13 protein-coding genes are annotated in these 16,265 nt (G+C 76.1%); 3 read left to right on the plus strand and 10 right to left on the minus strand.

Annotation, left to right across the window (positions count from 1 at the left end; translation table 11 throughout):
- Positions 1-6: 6 nt before the first annotated feature.
- Positions 7-324, minus strand: a complete 318-nt coding sequence (locus ACIQTO_RS19210; protein ID WP_402389091.1) for a hypothetical protein — start codon at positions 322-324, stop codon at positions 7-9.
- Between the two features lie 20 nt (positions 325-344).
- Between ACIQTO_RS19210 and ACIQTO_RS19215 the strand changes: the two genes are divergently transcribed.
- The gene (locus ACIQTO_RS19215; protein ID WP_402389093.1) at positions 345-806 is read left to right on the plus strand and encodes a LysR substrate-binding domain-containing protein; all 462 of its coding nucleotides are present in this window, start codon (positions 345-347) and stop codon (positions 804-806) included.
- 13 nt (positions 807-819) lie between these two features.
- Here ACIQTO_RS19215 and ACIQTO_RS19220 read toward each other — a convergent pair whose 3' ends face one another.
- From ACIQTO_RS19220 to ACIQTO_RS19245, 6 genes are all read right to left on the minus strand, one after another.
- Positions 820-2,211 carry a hypothetical protein gene (locus tag ACIQTO_RS19220; RefSeq protein ID WP_402389096.1) on the minus strand — a complete coding sequence of 464 codons (1,392 nt, stop codon included), beginning with the start codon at positions 2,209-2,211 and terminating at the stop codon, positions 820-822.
- A 2-nt stretch (positions 2,212-2,213) separates the two neighbouring features.
- Positions 2,214-3,362, minus strand: coding sequence for a ComEC/Rec2 family competence protein (locus tag ACIQTO_RS19225; protein ID WP_402389099.1), 1,149 nt, complete (start codon positions 3,360-3,362; stop codon positions 2,214-2,216).
- Positions 3,359-6,130 carry a hypothetical protein gene (locus ACIQTO_RS19230; protein ID WP_402389102.1) on the minus strand — a complete coding sequence of 924 codons (2,772 nt, stop codon included), beginning with the start codon at positions 6,128-6,130 and terminating at the stop codon, positions 3,359-3,361. Before ACIQTO_RS19230 ends, ACIQTO_RS19225 begins: the two co-directional genes overlap by 4 nt.
- A 250-nt stretch (positions 6,131-6,380) precedes the next feature.
- Positions 6,381-6,542, minus strand: a complete 162-nt coding sequence (locus ACIQTO_RS19235) for a hypothetical protein (RefSeq protein ID WP_402389104.1) — start codon at positions 6,540-6,542, stop codon at positions 6,381-6,383.
- 224 nt (positions 6,543-6,766) lie between these two features.
- Entirely contained in the window at positions 6,767-9,724 is a 2,958-nt protein-coding gene (locus ACIQTO_RS19240; RefSeq protein WP_402389107.1) for an AAA family ATPase, read from the minus strand.
- A gap of 137 nt (positions 9,725-9,861) precedes the next feature.
- A complete protein-coding gene (locus tag ACIQTO_RS19245; protein ID WP_402389109.1) occupies positions 9,862-10,260 on the minus strand; it encodes a hypothetical protein in 399 nt (132 codons plus the stop codon).
- A gap of 534 nt (positions 10,261-10,794) precedes the next feature.
- On the opposite strand from ACIQTO_RS19245, the gene ACIQTO_RS19250 reads away from it, so the two are divergent.
- The gene (locus tag ACIQTO_RS19250) at positions 10,795-11,106 is read left to right on the plus strand and encodes a YkvA family protein (protein WP_402389112.1); all 312 of its coding nucleotides are present in this window, start codon (positions 10,795-10,797) and stop codon (positions 11,104-11,106) included.
- Positions 11,107-11,381: 275 nt separating this feature from the next.
- On the opposite strand, the gene ACIQTO_RS19255 is transcribed toward ACIQTO_RS19250, so the two are convergent.
- Positions 11,382-12,773: a M64 family metallopeptidase gene (locus tag ACIQTO_RS19255; RefSeq protein WP_402389115.1), complete on the minus strand. Its 1,392-nt coding sequence runs from the start codon at positions 12,771-12,773 to the stop codon at positions 11,382-11,384.
- A 192-nt stretch (positions 12,774-12,965) separates the two neighbouring features.
- Here ACIQTO_RS19255 and ACIQTO_RS19260 point away from each other — a divergent pair, with 192 nt between their 5' ends.
- Positions 12,966-14,339: a helix-turn-helix domain-containing protein gene (locus ACIQTO_RS19260; protein ID WP_402389117.1), complete on the plus strand. Its 1,374-nt coding sequence runs from the start codon at positions 12,966-12,968 to the stop codon at positions 14,337-14,339.
- A gap of 90 nt (positions 14,340-14,429) precedes the next feature.
- Here the strand turns inward: ACIQTO_RS19260 and ACIQTO_RS19265 are convergent, their stop codons facing one another.
- A complete protein-coding gene (locus ACIQTO_RS19265) occupies positions 14,430-14,963 on the minus strand; it encodes a GNAT family N-acetyltransferase (RefSeq protein ID WP_402389120.1) in 534 nt (177 codons plus the stop codon).
- A 228-nt stretch (positions 14,964-15,191) separates the two neighbouring features.
- Positions 15,192-15,905 carry a class I SAM-dependent methyltransferase gene (locus ACIQTO_RS19270; RefSeq protein ID WP_402389123.1) on the minus strand — a complete coding sequence of 238 codons (714 nt, stop codon included), beginning with the start codon at positions 15,903-15,905 and terminating at the stop codon, positions 15,192-15,194.
- Positions 15,906-16,265: the final 360 nt, after the last annotated feature.

The raw sequence follows: 16,265 nt of genomic DNA on the forward strand, positions 1-16,265 counted from the left end.
CGGGTCTCACACCGGGTCGCCGCCCACGTTCCGCACCATGCGCCGCAGCACCCGCAGGGTGGTCGCGTAGTCCGCGTCGTCGACGCCCTCGTGGATCAGGTCGCGCCAGGCCGGCGCGTGGGTCTTGAGACCGGCGCGGGCCGCGTCGCCGCTCTCGGTGATCCACAGCCGCCCGGCGCCGTCCCGGGTGACCCGGCCGCGTTCCAGCAAGGTCTCGGCCTCGTCGGCCACCCGGTCCTCCGGGCACAGGTAGGTCCGCATCGCATCGACCAGCTCGGGCACGGTCATCCCGTGCCCGTCCGGCGAGATGTCGTGCTTCGACACGTGGCGGGCTCTGGCGGCCCGTGCACGAACCGGACCTCAGCGTCGGTCCCACCGTGCTGACCGAGGGCCGCGTGCTCGCGGTCGCGACGGGCTCCGACCTGGCCGGTCGGGAGTCCGTCTCGATGGAGGACCTGGCGGGCCGGACCGCCCTCGACCCGGGGCCGTTGGTCCCCGACTACTGGTTCGAGGCCATGGTGCCCAAGGTCACCGGGAGCGGACACCCCGTCACGCGCGGGCAGGCGGCGAGGACCTTCCACGAACTCCTCGCCCTGCTGGCCACCGGGGCGCTCGTCTGCCCGCTCAACGCCCATGTCCGCCGCCACCACACGCCGCCCGGTATCACCTTCGTGCCGATCCACGACGCGCCCGCCACCGAGTGGGCGCTGGTCTGGCCCACCCCGGCCGACAACGCCCGGCTGCGCGCCTTCGTCCGCACCGCCACCGACGCCGGCCCCCGTCCGATGGGCGACCGCACCGGCTGAGCCGCGCCCCGGGTCAGGGCCCGTCGCGGCGGCCGACGAGACCGGCGAAGTACTCGCGGTCCCGCAGGGCCGGGGGCAGCGGGTGGCCGAGCAGGACGTGCAGATTGCACGCGGCCAGGGTGTACGCGTGGAAGAGCAGGTCCGTGGTGGTGTCGGCGCCCAGCTTGCGCAGGACCGTCCTGGTGCCGCTGCTGCGCAGGGTCCGCTCCTGCCAGGCGGCGCGGTGCGCCGGGTCGTCACCGAGCGCGTCGAGCACCTCCTTGGCGCGGGTGGCCCGCTCCGGCCACCGGTCCCCGGCGGCGGCGTACGCGTCGGCCACCCGGTACGGGGACTGCGCGATGTGGACCAGCGCGCTCACCGGCTCGCCGTCCGCGGCCCGGCGTTCGGACCACCGCACCAGGGTGTTGCGCCGATGGCTGGTCGTCACGTCGTACATCACGCCCTTGACGCGCACCAGCGCGGCCAGTTCGCCGGCCAGCGGGAACCGGGACGGGGGCAGCGGCCGCCAGGTCATCCCGGCCGAGGCGTTGACCACGACGATCTCGTCCACCTCGTAGTGCGCGGGCGGCCGGTCGGCGCGCCGGGCCCGGTCCGCCAGCGCGGTGAGCCACTGGTCGGCCATGTTGTCGTAGACCCCGCCGTCCGTCAGCACCAGCTGGGTGGCGGCCGGGGCCGGATCGGCCACGGCCGGCCCCGGGGCCGTCCGGTGCGGGTCGGTGGGCAGGCGCCGGACGGCGAAGGCACCCGGCAGGCAGGCCGAGACCTGCACCGCGGTGGACAGCGGGAGCCCTCCCGGGGCTCCGGTGCCGAACCGGTACCCGTAGGTGAAGCCGGGCGAGAGGTAGAAGTGGTCGCCGCTCTGCAGTTCGGTGGCGCAGAAGACGTGGTCGACGGAGCGCCGCACGTCACGCAGGGGCGTGGCGACGCCGTCCCGGTGGAAGAACACGCGGGCCAGGGCCCGGTCCACGACGACGCTGCGCCGTTCGAAGACCACCAGTGCGCCGGCGGCCAGCAGCAGACCCGCCACCAGCAGGACACCGGACAGGACGCGGATCCCGTCGACCGCGGTGGCGGCCACCCCGGCGAGCGTGACCGCGCAGGCCAGGCCGGCGAGCGCGAACAGCGAGCGCACGTAGGCGTTGGTGGACGGCCCCCAGAAGAACAGGCCGGTGTGGGCGCAGTGCCGGATGAGCGGGCGGACGCGCCCGGCGAACTCCGGCCCGGGGCTGTCGCGGTAGTCGGTCTCCTGGGCGACCACGCCGTTGGCGACCGAGCCGCCGGACACCGAGGAGATCGCCACCACCTCCCGGTTCCGGCCGACGTCGGCCAGGTAGATCAGGGCTCCGATGCCCCACATGGTGGCGCGGTAGCCGCCGCCGGACAGGGCCACACCGATCTTCGCCATGGTCAGACCTCCACGGTCGTGCCCGTCCCTGCGGTTCCCGTCCCTGCCGTGCCCGTCGCGGTCGTGCCCGTCGCGGTCGTGCCCGTCGCGGGAGCGTCCGGGTAGACGGCGGTGTAGTCGAGCGTCCGCTGCTGGTCGGGGTCGGCCCACGGGGCGGTGGTGTCGCTGCGGTAGTTGAACACCAGCTCGGGCGGCCCGGCCGTGCGGTCCGCCGCGCCGATCATGCGCAGGACGGCCGCCCGGTCGGGGTGCTTGAACTTGTCGCCGTTCGTCGACATCAGGAAACGGCGGGTGGCGAGCAGTGCCAGCAGCTCGTCCGTCGTGTTGGCGGCGCTGCCGTGGTGGGGCACTTTGAGGGCGTCCACCGTCAGCCGCTTCGCCGGCCGTTCCGCCAGGAGCCGGGTCAGGCCGCGCGCGAGGACGTCCCCGTGGCCGTCGCCGGTGAGCAGGAGGCGGTGGTCGCCGAGCTCCAGCAGGAACGCGATGCTCGATCCGTTCGGCACCGATCCGTCCACCCGTTCGCCGCCGAGCAGGTCGTCGGCGAGGCCGCGCAGGTCCCTGCGCCGGGCCAGCCGGTCGAGGGCCTCCTCGGGGTGCCCGGGGGTCACCCCGAGGCCCTTGAGGACCTTGGTCCACTCTCCTCGCAGGGCGTCCAGTTCCTTCTGGCCCGGGGAGACCACGGTGGCGCGGGCGCCGCCCGGAAGTGCGGCCGAGGGCAGCGCGCCGCGGTCCGGGACCAGGACGGCGGGCGCGGCCTGCCGGCGCGTGCGGAAGGCGCTGTTCCAGCCGAGGCGCTGGCTGCCGATCAGGGCCTGGAGCATCTCGCCCTGGTCCGCGCCGAGCAGGTCGGTGTCCTGGGTGAGCTGCGTCCAGCCGTTGAACCAGACGTCGCCGATGGACAGTTCGAGCGCGGCCCGGTCCTGGAGGAGCCGCACGACGCCTTCGATGTGGTCGGCGTCGACATGCGTCACCACCAGCACGTCCAGGTGCCGGTCCCGCTTCGGCAGGGACCGCACGCGGTCGAAGACGGCCCGGTAGGTGGTGCTCGGTCCGCCGTCGACGAGCATCCGGTGCACCTCGCCGCCCGGCCCGGGCCACTCGATCCACAGCGCGTCGCCGTGCGCGGCGGGCAGCATCTCGACGGTGATCACGGCGCACCTCCGGCAGGGTCGGCTCCCATGGGGCCGGCTCCGGTCGGATCCGGCGCCGGCCCCGGGCCCGCGACGACCCAGCGGGCGTCGCCGAAGGCCACGATCGACATGGCGAGCGTGAACCCCAGGGCGAGCAGCCGGCGGCGGATGTCCCGCACCAGCTCGCCGACGCTCTTCCCGTCGTTCGCCCGGTCGGCCAGCATCGCCGCGGCGATGCCCGCCATCACGGCGGCCTGCCGGCCCAGGGTCGGTACGAGGGTCCCCACCACCACGGGCGCGCTCTCCTGGAGGAACTTCGCCGCGACGTTCTGCCAGCTGACGTCGGCCTCCGCCATGGTGCAGCCGAGGAGCATGACGATCGGCCCCGTGCCGCCCTCGTGCAGGTCGGACAGGATGTCCTGGCGGCCGATCAGGACGGACGGCAGCCTGCTCGGCTTGAGCCTGTTGCCGATCTCCAGCACGACGGTGTTGCCCTCGTCGCGTCCGTTGTGGGGGAGGGCCAGCAGCAGCGGCGGGCCCTGGGTCCGGACCACGTTCCGCCAGGCCCGCCAACTGGTGGCCGTGTGCAGTCCGTCCACCCCGAACGAGGTCCGCAGCGCCCGGGTCGCGGCCGTGCGGTCCGCCGCCCGGACGTTGTGGCTCACCGCGAAGAGCACACTGTCGACCGGACGCAGCGCCCGGCCCTGGTCGGCCGCGTCCGGTTCGACGACCGTCCCCGCGAGCCGGTCCCGCTGCACGCGTCGCTCGATCTCCAGGCGGATGCCCCAGAAGCCGAGCGGGCAGACCGTCCGGCGGCCGAGGCCGGCCGAACCGTCGGCGCGGGCGCAGGTGCAGGTGCCGGTGTCGAGGGCCTGGCGCCAGTTGGCGCAGAGTCTGGCACCGTCGCGCGGATAGCCGTAGTCGTAGACGAACTCCGCCGGCCACAGCTCCGCCGCCTCCGCCGAGACCACCTGGAGGTACGTGATGTCCTTCAGCGCGCCCAGGCCCAGTGTCACCAACTGGTCGAACAGGGTGCTGCCCTGCTGGGCGAGGCCGCGCAGCAGCTCGTCCGGCGCGCGGTCACCGGGCTGCCGCGGATCGGCGTCCTGGGCGAGCACGCCGGTGAGGTGCTCCCGGATCATGGCCCGGAAGTCGTCCAGGCCGTCGAGGCGCACGGGGGTGGTCTTCCCGCCCAGGTGGATGTCGGCCCGCTCGCCGTCCTCGACGCGGATGACCGCCCGGCGGTCGCCGCTGCCCCCGGGGGCAGCGGCGGGGGTACTGGTGAGGGAGCTGAACAGCTCGCCGCGGATGGTGATCTCCTGCCCGGCGACGGGCCCGTCCGGCTCGGCGACCGGGCCGACCAGCTCCAGCCGCTGCAACAGCCGGTCGGCGTGGTAGACACGGGCGCCGCAACGAATCTCCCGCTCGCCCGGCTCCACCGTGACCGGGAACACCGCCTCGCTGGAGGCGCCGCGGTCCGGTAGGACGATCGTCTTGGACGGGTGGCGGCTCGCGGTGCTCCGGTCCTCGTAGAACTCGACCACGAGGCGCGCCCCGCTCTTCCGGTGGATGAGGTCCTCGGTCGGGAACTCCTCCACCAGCGCGTGCCACTCGGGACTGCCCGGGCCGACCCGGACGTGGACGTCGTGGACGGCACCGGGACGGAACGCCTGGCGCCGCTGCTCCCCGGTCGCCCGCACGGTGACCAGGGCCTGGAGGAAGCGGGCGTCGGGCCGGCGGGTCGCGGCCCCGGGCGAGCGGCTCTCTCGCAGGGGAGGGGCGGTCTTGCGCCGGAGTCCTGTCCGGCGGCGCCCGGTCCGACCGGCCCCCGTCGGGCTGCCGCCCGCACCGCCCGGGGCCGGAGCCGGGGCCGGAGCCGGCGGCACCGGTGGTTCGGGTGGCCCTGGGGCGTGTGCCGACTGCGCGCCGCCGTCGATGTACGCCTGTAGGCTCCCGCTCCCGCTCCCGTACCGGACGGAACCGGTGACCGTGGGGCGCTCGACCAGCTCGGTGTGGGCCACGGTGAGCACCGAGCCCGCCCGCGCCGCCGCCTGGTCGAGCGGGACGTCGTAGGACAGCTCGCGCACGAGCCGGCCGACGGCCTCGCCCGCGTCGCCCGCGGCGAGGTCGGCGACGATCCAGCCGGAGGCGCCCAGTTCGCGCACCACCGCGTCGAGCCGGGCCGGTGCCTCCCTCCCGAGCGGCTGCCGGGCGCACCACAGCACGCAGGTGGCGCCGGCACCGTCGGCGTGGGCCTGCTCCAGCAGGGCGAGCCCCTCCGGGCCGGACACCACCAGGAGGTCGCACTCCCCGTCCCGCGCACCGAGGGTGTAGGCGTCGACGAGCGGGGCGATCGTCCGGTGGGACCGCAGGCCGTCGAGGAGTTCCGCGGCCGCGTCGGCCGTCACGGCGCCGACCCGCAGGGGCCAGTGCCAGCGGGGCTCCGGCTCCAGGGTCTGGTCCGCGACGAACACCGTCCCGACGGCGGGCCGCAGGGTCCGTAACCGCGCCACGAGCGCGAGCCGCTGGGTGGGCGGCACGTCGTACAGGGCGAGCCGGACCGGGGCGGCGTATTCGAGGGCGTCGTCCCAGGCGAGGCTCAGTTCCTCCTGGAGCCGCGGGTCGCCGACGACCCGGGCGCGGATCTCCTGGGGCAGCCGCCAGGCCCAGGGCCGCCCCTGGTCCGGCGCGCGCAGGGGGCTGGTCGGGCCGGTGTCCTCCCAGCCCACCACACCCGCGGCGGCCAGGGCCGCCGGGGCGATGGAGAGGATCTGACGCGACGCGACCATGGGAGACCTCGTCCCCGGCTCCGACAGGAGGCCACCCGCGACTCAGGTCGGTCTCCCGACCCTTCCACTCTGCCACAGGTCGGGAGGCCGGTGGAGGGTGCGGTCGCGGGCAAGGACCGAGGCCTCAAACGTTGAACCGTCGAGCGGTTGGGGGCGCCGGCCGGTCATCGCGGCCTGCACCGCTCATCGCGGCCTCGCCCGGCGCCGGGCGGGTGGGGTGGCACCGGCCGGGCGGAACGCGGACGGCGGGTCAGGCCGAGCCGGCCCGGCTCAGCCTGGCCAGCCGCACCAGGGAGAGCGGGTACTGGGCCGCCTTGCGCGGGGAGGGGGAGATCCACACCGTGGCACCGGTCCGCGCCGGGCCGTACAGCGGGGCGGCGGTCTGGTTCGGCGCGTGGTGACGTGCACTCATCGTCGGATTCCTTCCTGGCGGGGGAGCGGCGGCCATCTCGCCGGCACCACCAGGGAACCGGCCTTTGCCGGTCGGATCAATGCGGGGGACTACCTAAACGACCAGGGTGAATGGTGCGTGAACCACCCACGAACGGCGCGAGCCTGGGCGGCGGGGTCACACCCGCCTCCGCCGCCTCCCCCGACCGCCCGTCGGCTCCCGCCACCGGACGGCAGCACCGCGGGTCAGACCGGTGACCCGTCCGCCGCGCCGTCCCCGGCCTCCTCCGCGTCGGCCTTGGCGAGCGCCCGGCCCGTCTCGGCACGGCTGGTGGCCAGTTTGTGGAGCACGTTCGCGACGTGGTGCTCGACGGTCCGCGGGGAGAGGAACAGGGCCTGGGCGATGTCCTGGTTGCCGGCGCCCTGCGCGAGCAGCTCCGCCACCTGCCGCTCGCGCGGCGACAGGCGCTTGCCGTAGCCGCGGCGCCCCGGGGAGCCGGTGTTGCCGAGGTCCAGGTCGCGGCGGAGCTTCTGGCAGCGGGCGATGTCGGTGGTCGCCGCCACGGCGAGGTAGACGCGTTCCGCGGCGGCGATCCGCTCGGTGGCCCGGGCCCGGTCGTGCGGGGCGAGCGCGGCGGCGATCCGCTCGTCGGCGCGCGCCGCCTCGTACGGGCGGCCGATGTCCTGCCACTGGTCCCGGGCCCGGGTGAACGCCCGGTCGGCGCCGGGCTCCCCGGCCGCGGTCAGCAGCAGGCCCCGGGCGAGTTCGAGGGCCGCCGACACGGCGGGCGCGTCCCGGCCGCTGAGGGCGGCCTCGGCCTCCTCGGTGACGGCGACCGCCGGGGCGTGGTCACCGGTGACGATGAGTGCCTCGACGGCGACCGGCAGCAGTTCGGCGGTACGGGCCCAGGCGTCGGCCTGGCGCGTGGTGGTGAGGGCGGGGCCGACCGTGGCGGCGGCCGCGGCCGGGTCGCCCTCCAGCAGTTGCAGGCCGGCGAGCCCGGCCGCCGCGCGCAGGGCGGCGGTGACCTGGGACTCCCGCTGGCCGTACCGGCCGGCGATCTCGAACTCCTCGCGCGCCAGGGCCAGTCGGCCGTGGGCGGCGTACAGGCGTCCGAGCAGGAGGGAGCGTTCGGCCCCGGCCATCGCCAGGTTGTCGAACTCCGCGCCGAGGGTGTCGAAGCGCCGCTCCAGCCCCTGCCAGCGGCCGGCCAGCATGTCCAGCCGGATCAGCGCGAGGCGGCTGTAGCACTCCAGGTACGGGATGGCCGCCTGCCTGGCCAGCCGCCGGCTCTCCGCCAGCAGGTGGGCGGCCCGGCGGTCGTAGCCGAGTTCGATGGCGATCTCGCCCGTGTTGTACAGCGCCCGGGTGGTCTGGCGCATGACCTCGGGACGCTCGGAGGCCCGGGGCAGCAGGTCCAGCCGGTCCCAGACGGCCGGGTCGCCGTCCCGGGCCAGGAAGGTGAGGGAGGTGGCCTGGACGGCGGCGGCCACGTCCTCGTCCGGATGGGTCGCCAGCAGGCTGTCCGCCCGCGCCAGCCAGTCCGCCGCCTGCCGGCCGGCGCCGTCGCGTTCGTCCATGGCGATGGCCACCATGGCCCGGGCCGCCCGGGTCGGGCGCTCCTCCAGTTCGTCCAGCGCGTCGCGGATCCGGTCGAACCCGGCCCGGTTGCCGCTGTGGACGGCGGTGAGGAAACCGAGCGCGAGGCGGATCTCGCCGCGGTCGGCGACCGGCAGTCGCGGGTCCGCGATCATGCCGCTCAGGACCTGGATGCTGGCCGCCGGGTCGATGTCGTCGGCCGCGATCCGGGCCAGGGCCAGTGCGGCCCGGCCGCGCCGCTGCGGGTCGAGGCCCGGCTCGTCGAGGAGGCTGCGCAGCATCGTCCGGGCGCTGCCCGGGTCGCCGAGGGCCACCGCCTGGTCGGCGGCGGCCTGGGCGAGGTCCTGCCAGGCCCGGCGGTCGCCCGTGGCCAGCGTGTGGTGGGCGACCTGGACCAGCGGCCGGGGGACGCGGGTGTCCAGGGCCTCGACCGCCCTGCGGTGCAGGACCCGGCGGTGCGGGCCGGGAACGCGCTGGTAGGCGACCTGCTGGGCCAGGACGTGGCGGAAGGCGTAGCGGTCGGGGGCGTTCTCGTGGAGGACGGCCGCGTGGAGGGCTTCCGTGAGGCCGTTCGCCCCGGCGGCGGGGTCCAGCCCGGCGACGGCGGTCAGCAGGTCCTGGTCCGCCGGGACGGCGAGGACGGCGGCGGCCGCCACGACGGCGTCGCCGTCCCCGCTGAGGCGGGTGAGCCGTTCGGTGACGGCGTCCCGCAGCCCCTGCGGCACCTCGCGCCGGGCCAGCTCGGCGGCCAGGTCGGCGCTCTGGTCGCCGCTCTGCCCGGGACCGGCGGGACGGCCGGTGGTCCGGGCCTCGGCGCGGGGCCGTTCGGCGATGGCGAGCAGGTCCTCCTCGGCGGTCAGGGGCAGTCCCTGGCTGCGTTCGAAGAGCACCCGGGCGAGGTCGGCCGTGACGCGCGGGCCGAGCGCCGCACGGGCCAGTTCGTGGACGTCCGGTTCGGTCAGCGGGCCCAGCCGGATCAGCGCACCGGCCACCCCGGGCGGGCGCCGGTAGGCCGCGCCGAACGCCGGGGCGTCGGGCGGCATGTCCTCGGCGCGGTAGGTGACGGCCAGGGCGAGCCGCGGCGGCATGTCGCGGGCCAGCTGGAGCAGAAGGTCGCGCGTCGCGTCGTCGGCCCAGTGCAGGTCCTCGATCACCAGGATCGCGTCGTCCAGCGCGCCGAGCAGCGCGCGCAGGCCCTGGACCAGCAGGTGACGTCCGGAGAGCAGGCCCTCACCGGTGGACGGTGTCGGGGGCAGGGCCGGCGCGAGATCGGGCAGGACCCAGCGGACCGCTCCGGCGCTGGGCGGGAGCCGCTCGGGCGGGGGCAGCAGGGCGGCGGCGTCCCGCAGCGCGTCGACCACCGGGCCGAAGGGCAGTGGTTCGCGCAGCGGGTGGCAGAGGCCGCCGAGGACGGGCCGCCCCGCTCCGCCGAGGGCCGCGACGGCCTCGGCCACCAGGCGGGACTTGCCGATGCCGGCCTCGCCCTCGACCACGAGCACGGCCGGCGGGTGGGACAGCGCGTCGCGGGCGCGGGTGAGCTCACGGTCGCGGCCGACGAGCGTGAAGCCGGCGCCGTGGGCGGTCGGCGGCTGAGGCCGGCTCATCGCCGCGGTGCCTGGGGGCGGTCGTGGCGGACGGCGTATCCGGTCTGGGCGGGCATGCCCCTATGATGCCTCGGCCCCGTGCGGGCAGCCGGGGCCGGGTCGCCCGGTGCCGCCGGCCGGCGCGGTCGGGTCGCGCCTCATCCGGACAGCGCGGCCGGCACGCCGCCCAGGAACCGGTCCACGGGCCGCACGACGCGGCCCGGTGTCTCGACGACCTCGCAGCCCGCCCGTGCCAGCCGGGCGACGGTCGCCGCGGCGACGCGGTCGTCGAGCGAGAACACGAACGGTCCGGGGACCAGGACGACGTCCGTCCACCCCTGCTCGGCCGCCCTCAGCAGGTTCTCCAGGGCGGGCAGCGGACCCCTGGCGGACCGGCCGTGGTCGGCGTAGACCTCCGGGAAGGGCAGTCCCAACCGGACGGCCAGCATCTCCATCGCGGTGCGCACGTACTCCGCCTCGCGGGTGTCGTACGGGTGGCACCGCAGGTACATCGCGGGTCGTCGGACCGGTCTCACCGGGGGGTGGGCGTCGTCCATGCCGTTCACCTGGCCTTGCCTGTCGTGGAGCCTTGCGCGGGGAGCCCGGCGCTCGCAGCGGGCGTACTCGGCCGGGTGCTGGGCCGGGCGGGTTCGGCCGGCCGTCCTGCTGCCGGCGCCCCGGTGGCTGCTTCGGTGGCTCGCCCGGTGGTCCGGGCCGCTTCTCAAGCGGACCTCCGGAACGGTTCGGGGAACAATGCGGGGGAGTACCCATTTCTCGCTCCGTGCCTGATCGCGGGCCCGCCGCACCCCTGCGCCGCCCGCCCCGCGGTGCCGGTGCCGGTGGTGTCACGCGTCGTGCCGCTCGCCGTCCCGGGGGGTGGCGATGAGCACCGTGCCGCCGCCCCGGCGGGCCGGGCCGGTGACCGGGCGCGGGTCGGCGAGCGGCGCGTCGCCGGGCAGGTCGGCGGCCGCCGCGCGGAGGACCGGGTCGGCGGCTCCGCCACGCCCGCCGGGCGGTGCCCGTATGGTCGACGGGAGGCCTGCCCGGAACGGGCGGGTCCCCGGCAGCGTTGAGAGTGGCAGGAGGTTCGGATGGACGGCACGAGCGTGTTCTGGTGGGTGGCCGGCGGGGGCCTCGTGGTGGCCACCGCGGCGGTGGCGGTCGTCCTGGTGGTCAAGCTGGTCCGGGCCCGGCGGCTGCTGGGCGCGTCCGGCATCCCGATGTCGAAGAAGGTCCTGTTCTGGGCGTCGATCGTCTATCTGGTCAGCCCGGTGGACCTGCTGCCCGACCCCATCCTGCTGGACGACATCGCCTTCCTGCTCGTGGCGCTGCGCTCGCTGAGCAAGGCCGGGGCCGGGCTGCGGCTGGGCGGCTCCGGCGAGATCCCGCGACTCAAGCGGTGACGCCCGGCCGGGCGTGATCGAGCGGTGTCGTGGTCGCCGGTGCGGGCGTATCGGTGGTGAGGTGTTCCGGTTCGGTCAGCCGACGGTCAGGCCGAGGCCGGTCCGGGCGCCGGTGGCTGTCCGACTCGTTCCCGTGATCCGGTCGGGGTTCAGGGTCCAGGGTCCTGGGTCCGGGGGAGGCGGCGGCATCCGGGGCCTGCCGCCGCCTCCCCCGGGGAGAGCGCCGATCACTCGGGGGATCGGCTACCGGGCCCTCCGGCCGGCGCGGCCGTCGGTCAGCGCCGCACGCCCCACGACAGAGTGTCCGTCAGGGAGGCCCGCAGTCCGGGGTCGATGACGGCGGACGTCGGGTCGGTGGCGACGGCGGTGAGCCGGTGGTGCGCGCCCTTGGGGCCGACGAGGTGCAGGTCGGCGACGGCGACCGCCGTCCGGTCGCGCCAGGTCCACACCTCGCGGCCGTCGAGGTACCAGCGCAGCCGGGTGCCGGGGGCGGGCAGTTCGACGGTGAGTCGGTCGGCGGGGGTGAGGAGGGTGGTGCTGGGGGTCGGGCTGGTGAGGGTGGCGGCGTAGCGGTAGAAGCCGGCGATCATGGCCTCACGGCCGGGGAGGTTGAACTCGCGGCCGAGCGATCGCATGATCGAGTTCTCGGTGGGTCGGTAGAGGCCGGTCGGGTAGTAGCCGCCGCCCTCGTACGCGCCGACCGTCCCGCCGTCGGGGGAGGTCCGGCCGAGCCAGCGGTACCACTTGGCTCGGGTGCGGCGCAGCTGGTCGGCGGTCAGGGCGGTGATGTTGGCCTCGGTGGGTTCGTCGCCCTGGTAGGTGCCCTGGCCGTCGTAGAAGTACTCGTCGGCGAGGAGGCCGAGGGAGTGGCCGGTCTCGTGCACGGCCACCTGCCCGGAGCGGTCGTTGCCGCCCGACACCGTGGCGATGCCCGAGTACCCGAGCGGGGAGACGACGTCGTTGTAGCCGGCGCCGCCGTACTTGGCGCTGTTGGCGACCACGAGGACGAGGTCGGCCTGGGGGGCCTTGGCGGCGTAGCGGTCGACGGCGGCGGTGTCGACGCAGAGCAGCCGTTCGACGTCCTCGCACCAGAAGTAGGAGCCGAGGGCGGTCTGCCGCACGGTGGCGCGGTCCGGGTCGCCCGAGACGCCGGACTGGGCGGAGACGGCCTGGACGGCCCAGACGTTGAAGAGCGAGCGGTAGGTCGTGTAGGGCTCGACGGCGGTGATCTCCTGCCACTTCGCGGCGGCGTCGGTGAGGAACTTCTCCTGTTCGGCGGCCGTGTAGCCGTCGCCGATCACCACCACGTCGAGCTTGCTGTCGGTCCCGCCGTTGCGGACGACCGGCGTGACGGTGCCGTCGCCGGCCGCGGGCCCGGCCAGGGGGCGCGGGGAGGTGAACGGGGAGGCCGCGGGCACCCGGGCCCGGCTGATGCCGCCGTCCTCGGCGAACACCTCGACCTGGTGGTCGGCGCCCGGTCGCGCGGCGCCGGCGGGAGCGGGGGCGCCGGCGGGAGCGGAGGCGCCGGCGGGGGCGGACGCGGAGGCGGCCGGGCGGGGCGGTTCGCCCGCGGCGGCTGCCGCGACGGCGGGGACGGGCCAGGAGCAGAGGGCTGCCAGGGCCGTGACGCCGGCCAGGGCGGTGCTGAGGAGTCTGCCGTGACGCACGAGGGAACCTCCGGGGCGGGGTGAGCCGACTGGGACGGCGGTGAGCCGACTGGGTGGTCATGGGGCGGGGTATGGCCAGAGCGGTTAAGTCACTGAATAATCAGACTCAAGTGACGAGTTAATCTAGAACACTGTCGCGTCCACGACAATGGGTGCGACGAGAACGGCGGATGCCCGACGGAAGGGGCGGTCATGACCTCGGAGCAGGATCCGGCCGGCATCGGGCAGCGCGTCCGACGGCTGCGCAGGGAGCGCCAGTTGACCCAGCGCATGCTCGCCGAACCGGCCTACACACCGGCCTACGTCTCCACCGTCGAGGCGGGCCGGGTGCACCCCTCCGAGGCCGCGCTGCGCCACCTCGCCGAACGCCTCGGCGTCACCTTCGACGAACTCGCCACCGGCCGGCCGGCCCACCTGGCCACCGAACTGGGGCTCGCGCTGACCGAGGCCCAGAGCGCGCTCGCCGACGGTGACGCCGCCGACGCCGCCCGCCGCTTCGCCGCCGTCCGGGACCGCGCCGACCACTACGGCGTCGAATCCGTCCGGCCCGCCGCCCTGCTCGGCCTCGGCGACTGCGCGCTGGAGGCCGGCCGCCTGGACGAGGCCAGGGGGCACTTCGAGGACGCGGAGCGCCTGCTGGCCGACGAGCCGCTGCCGCGCCGCGCCGCCGCGATCCGGGGCCGGGCCGTGGCACATCTGCTGGCGGGCGAACTGCGCTACGCCTGCTACCTGTTGGAGACCGCCATCGACCGGCTCAACGCCGGCGGCCTGCACGACCCGGACGCGCTGCTGCTGCTCTACTCGGCCGCCATCGGCCCCTACATGGACATGGGCGCCCACGCCCGGGCCGCCCAGGCCGCCGAACTCGCCCTCGCCCTGGCCCCCGACGCCACCGACCCCGCGCTGGTCGCCGGGCTGCACCGCAGCGTCGCCCGCACCCTGATCGCCGACGGCCGGGCCGCCGAGGCCGACGCCTCCCTGGCCAAGGCCCAGGCGCTCTACCAGCGCCTACGCCTCACCACCGACCTCGCCAAGTGCCACTGGATGCGCGGCTACGTCCACGCCCAGGCCGGCGACCTCGCCCGGGCGGAGGACGAACTGCGCACCGCCCGCGCCATGCTGGCCTCCCGGCAGGCGGAACTGTTCACCCACCAGGTGGACGTCGAACTCGCCGACGTGCTGCGCCGCCGCGGCGACCACGCGCAGGCCGAGGGCCTGCTCCGGAGCCTCCTCGACCGGATCGGCCCCGACCGCGGCGCCGTCCACGCCGCCGGGGCGCACCGGCTGCTCGGGCTCATCGCCGAGGAGCGGGGCGAGCCGGACGCCGCCGAGGCGCACTACACCGGTGCCCTCGCCCTGCTCGAACGGACCGGTGCGGCGGGCGACCTCGCGGACCTCTGCCGGCTCCTGGGCGACCTGCTGCGCCGCACCGGCCGGGTCGAGCGCGCCCTGGACGTCTACCGGACCGGCCTGGGCCACCGCGCCGCGCCCGGGACGACGACGCTGGGACCGGCCCCCGCCGCCCCGCCGATCCCGACCACCGGCCGACCCGCGGCCGGGGCGTAGCCGCCCGCCACCGGGCGCGACCGACCGGCTGGCCAGCCGGCCGGCCGACCGACCGGGCCGGCTGACCGACCGGGCCGCCCGGCTCGTCGGTCAGTCGTGGAAGTCGCTCGGCCGGACGCGGTAGACCTGCAGGTTGAGGCCGTAGTACTTGGCCGTCTCGCCCACCCACTCCATGCCGAGCCGCTTCGCCATCGCGATGGCGCGGGTGTTGTTCGGCCGGGCGACCGCGAACAGCTCCTCGGCCTCGTGGGTGAAGGCCCAGGCGATCAGGGCCCGCCCGGCCTCGGTGGCGTAGCCCTTCCCCCACGCGTCGGGGGCCAGCTGCCAGCTCATCTCCAGGTCGTCCTCGAACGGCGGCAGCAGCCGGATGCCCAGGCCGCCGACGACCGCCCCGTCCTCCTTGCGCTGCACGGCCCAGCGGCCCCGAGGGGGCGGCAGGTTCGGCTGGGCCTCCTGCCAGGCCTGCAGGACCGAACGCATCGCCGCCACGTCGACGACGCGATCCATCACCGGGGTCAGCCAGTGGGCGACATCCGGCGAACCGTAGATCGCCAGAGCCGCTTCGGCGTCGTCGGGGGACCAGTCCCGGACGATCAGCCGATCGGTGGCCAGCGAGATGTCCATGGGCCGGAACCTCCTCGCGTTTCCTGAAGCACATCATCCCCCCGCCCGCCGGTCCGTGCGCGAGGAGCGTCCACCCACCGGGCCGCCACCGGGCCGGCGCGCCGGCGCGCGGTGGTCGGCCCGCGTCGGCCCACGTCGGCCCACGTCGGCCCGCGTCCACCCCGGGGCGAACGCCGCGGCGGGAGCGGCCCGCCCGCCGGCAGCCCGGCCGTCTCGGTGTCGAGCCGTTCAGACCCGGGCGATCAGGGCGTACCGCTCGTCGGTCACCGGCCCGCCCCACAGATCGGCGTTCGTGCTGAGCGGTTCGATCCGCAGGCGGGCCACGAGCGGGCGCACGGCGGCCGCCAGCTCGCCGGCGCCGACCCCGCCGCTCCACGGCAGCGAGTCCGCCCCGGCCGCGTACGGCGGGCCCGACTGCCCGGACACACGCCACCGGCCCTCGACGAGCACCAGCCGGCCCCCGGGCCGAAGCCGCGCGACCCACTCCCTCAGCGCGGCCCCGGGATCGGGCAGCGTCCACAGCAGGTGCCGGGCCAGTACGACGTCGAACAGCTCGCCGCCGGTCGGCGGACCGGCCGCGCCGCCCAGCAGGAAGCGGGCGGACAGCCCGGCGGCGGCCGCCTTCCGTGCGGCCCGCTCGATCATCCCCGGAGCCAGGTCGACCCCGGTCACCCGGTGCCCGGCCGCCGCCAGGAGCAGTGCGAGCGAGCCCGTCCCACAGCCGACGTCGAGCACGTCGGCCGGTGCGAAGGCCGGAGCGGTGTCCGGAGCGGATGCCGGCGTGCAGGCCGCGGCGGCGTCCGGAGCGGAGGGTACCCACGTCGCCGGCAGCCGGGCCCACGCGGCGCGCGTGGGCCCGGCCGCGAGCCCGTGATCGGGCGCGTCGTCGAAGGACGACGCGCCCGCGTCCCAGTGGTCGACGACGGCGGATCGATCGATCATGGCCGGCATCCTCGCAGTCGCCACCGACACTCCGACCGCACGGTGCCGGCCCGGACGCGCCCTGTCGAGGGAGCGCGGCGGGGCGCGGGGGCGCGCGGGGCGCGGGCCGCGTGCCTCCGGACGGGGCCGGGCGACGCCGGGATCCGGAGGGCCGGTGTCCCGTCAGGTCGGCCCGGCGTGGGAGCGAAGCACAAGTCCCCACGCCAGGCGGTGAATTGGCGGCGATTCCGGCCGTTCCGGGCGTGCGCTCGGACATCGCCTTGTACGGTGGGTCGGCTGTCCCGGCCCGGTGCGGACCGCGGGAGTCCCGGCGTCGGCCGGGGTTGGCGGGAGCGGTGCGGGGGCAGAGCACACCCACGT

Source organism: Kitasatospora sp. NPDC091207 (genome assembly GCF_044768625.1).
Taxonomy (GTDB): domain Bacteria; phylum Actinomycetota; class Actinomycetes; order Streptomycetales; family Streptomycetaceae; genus Kitasatospora.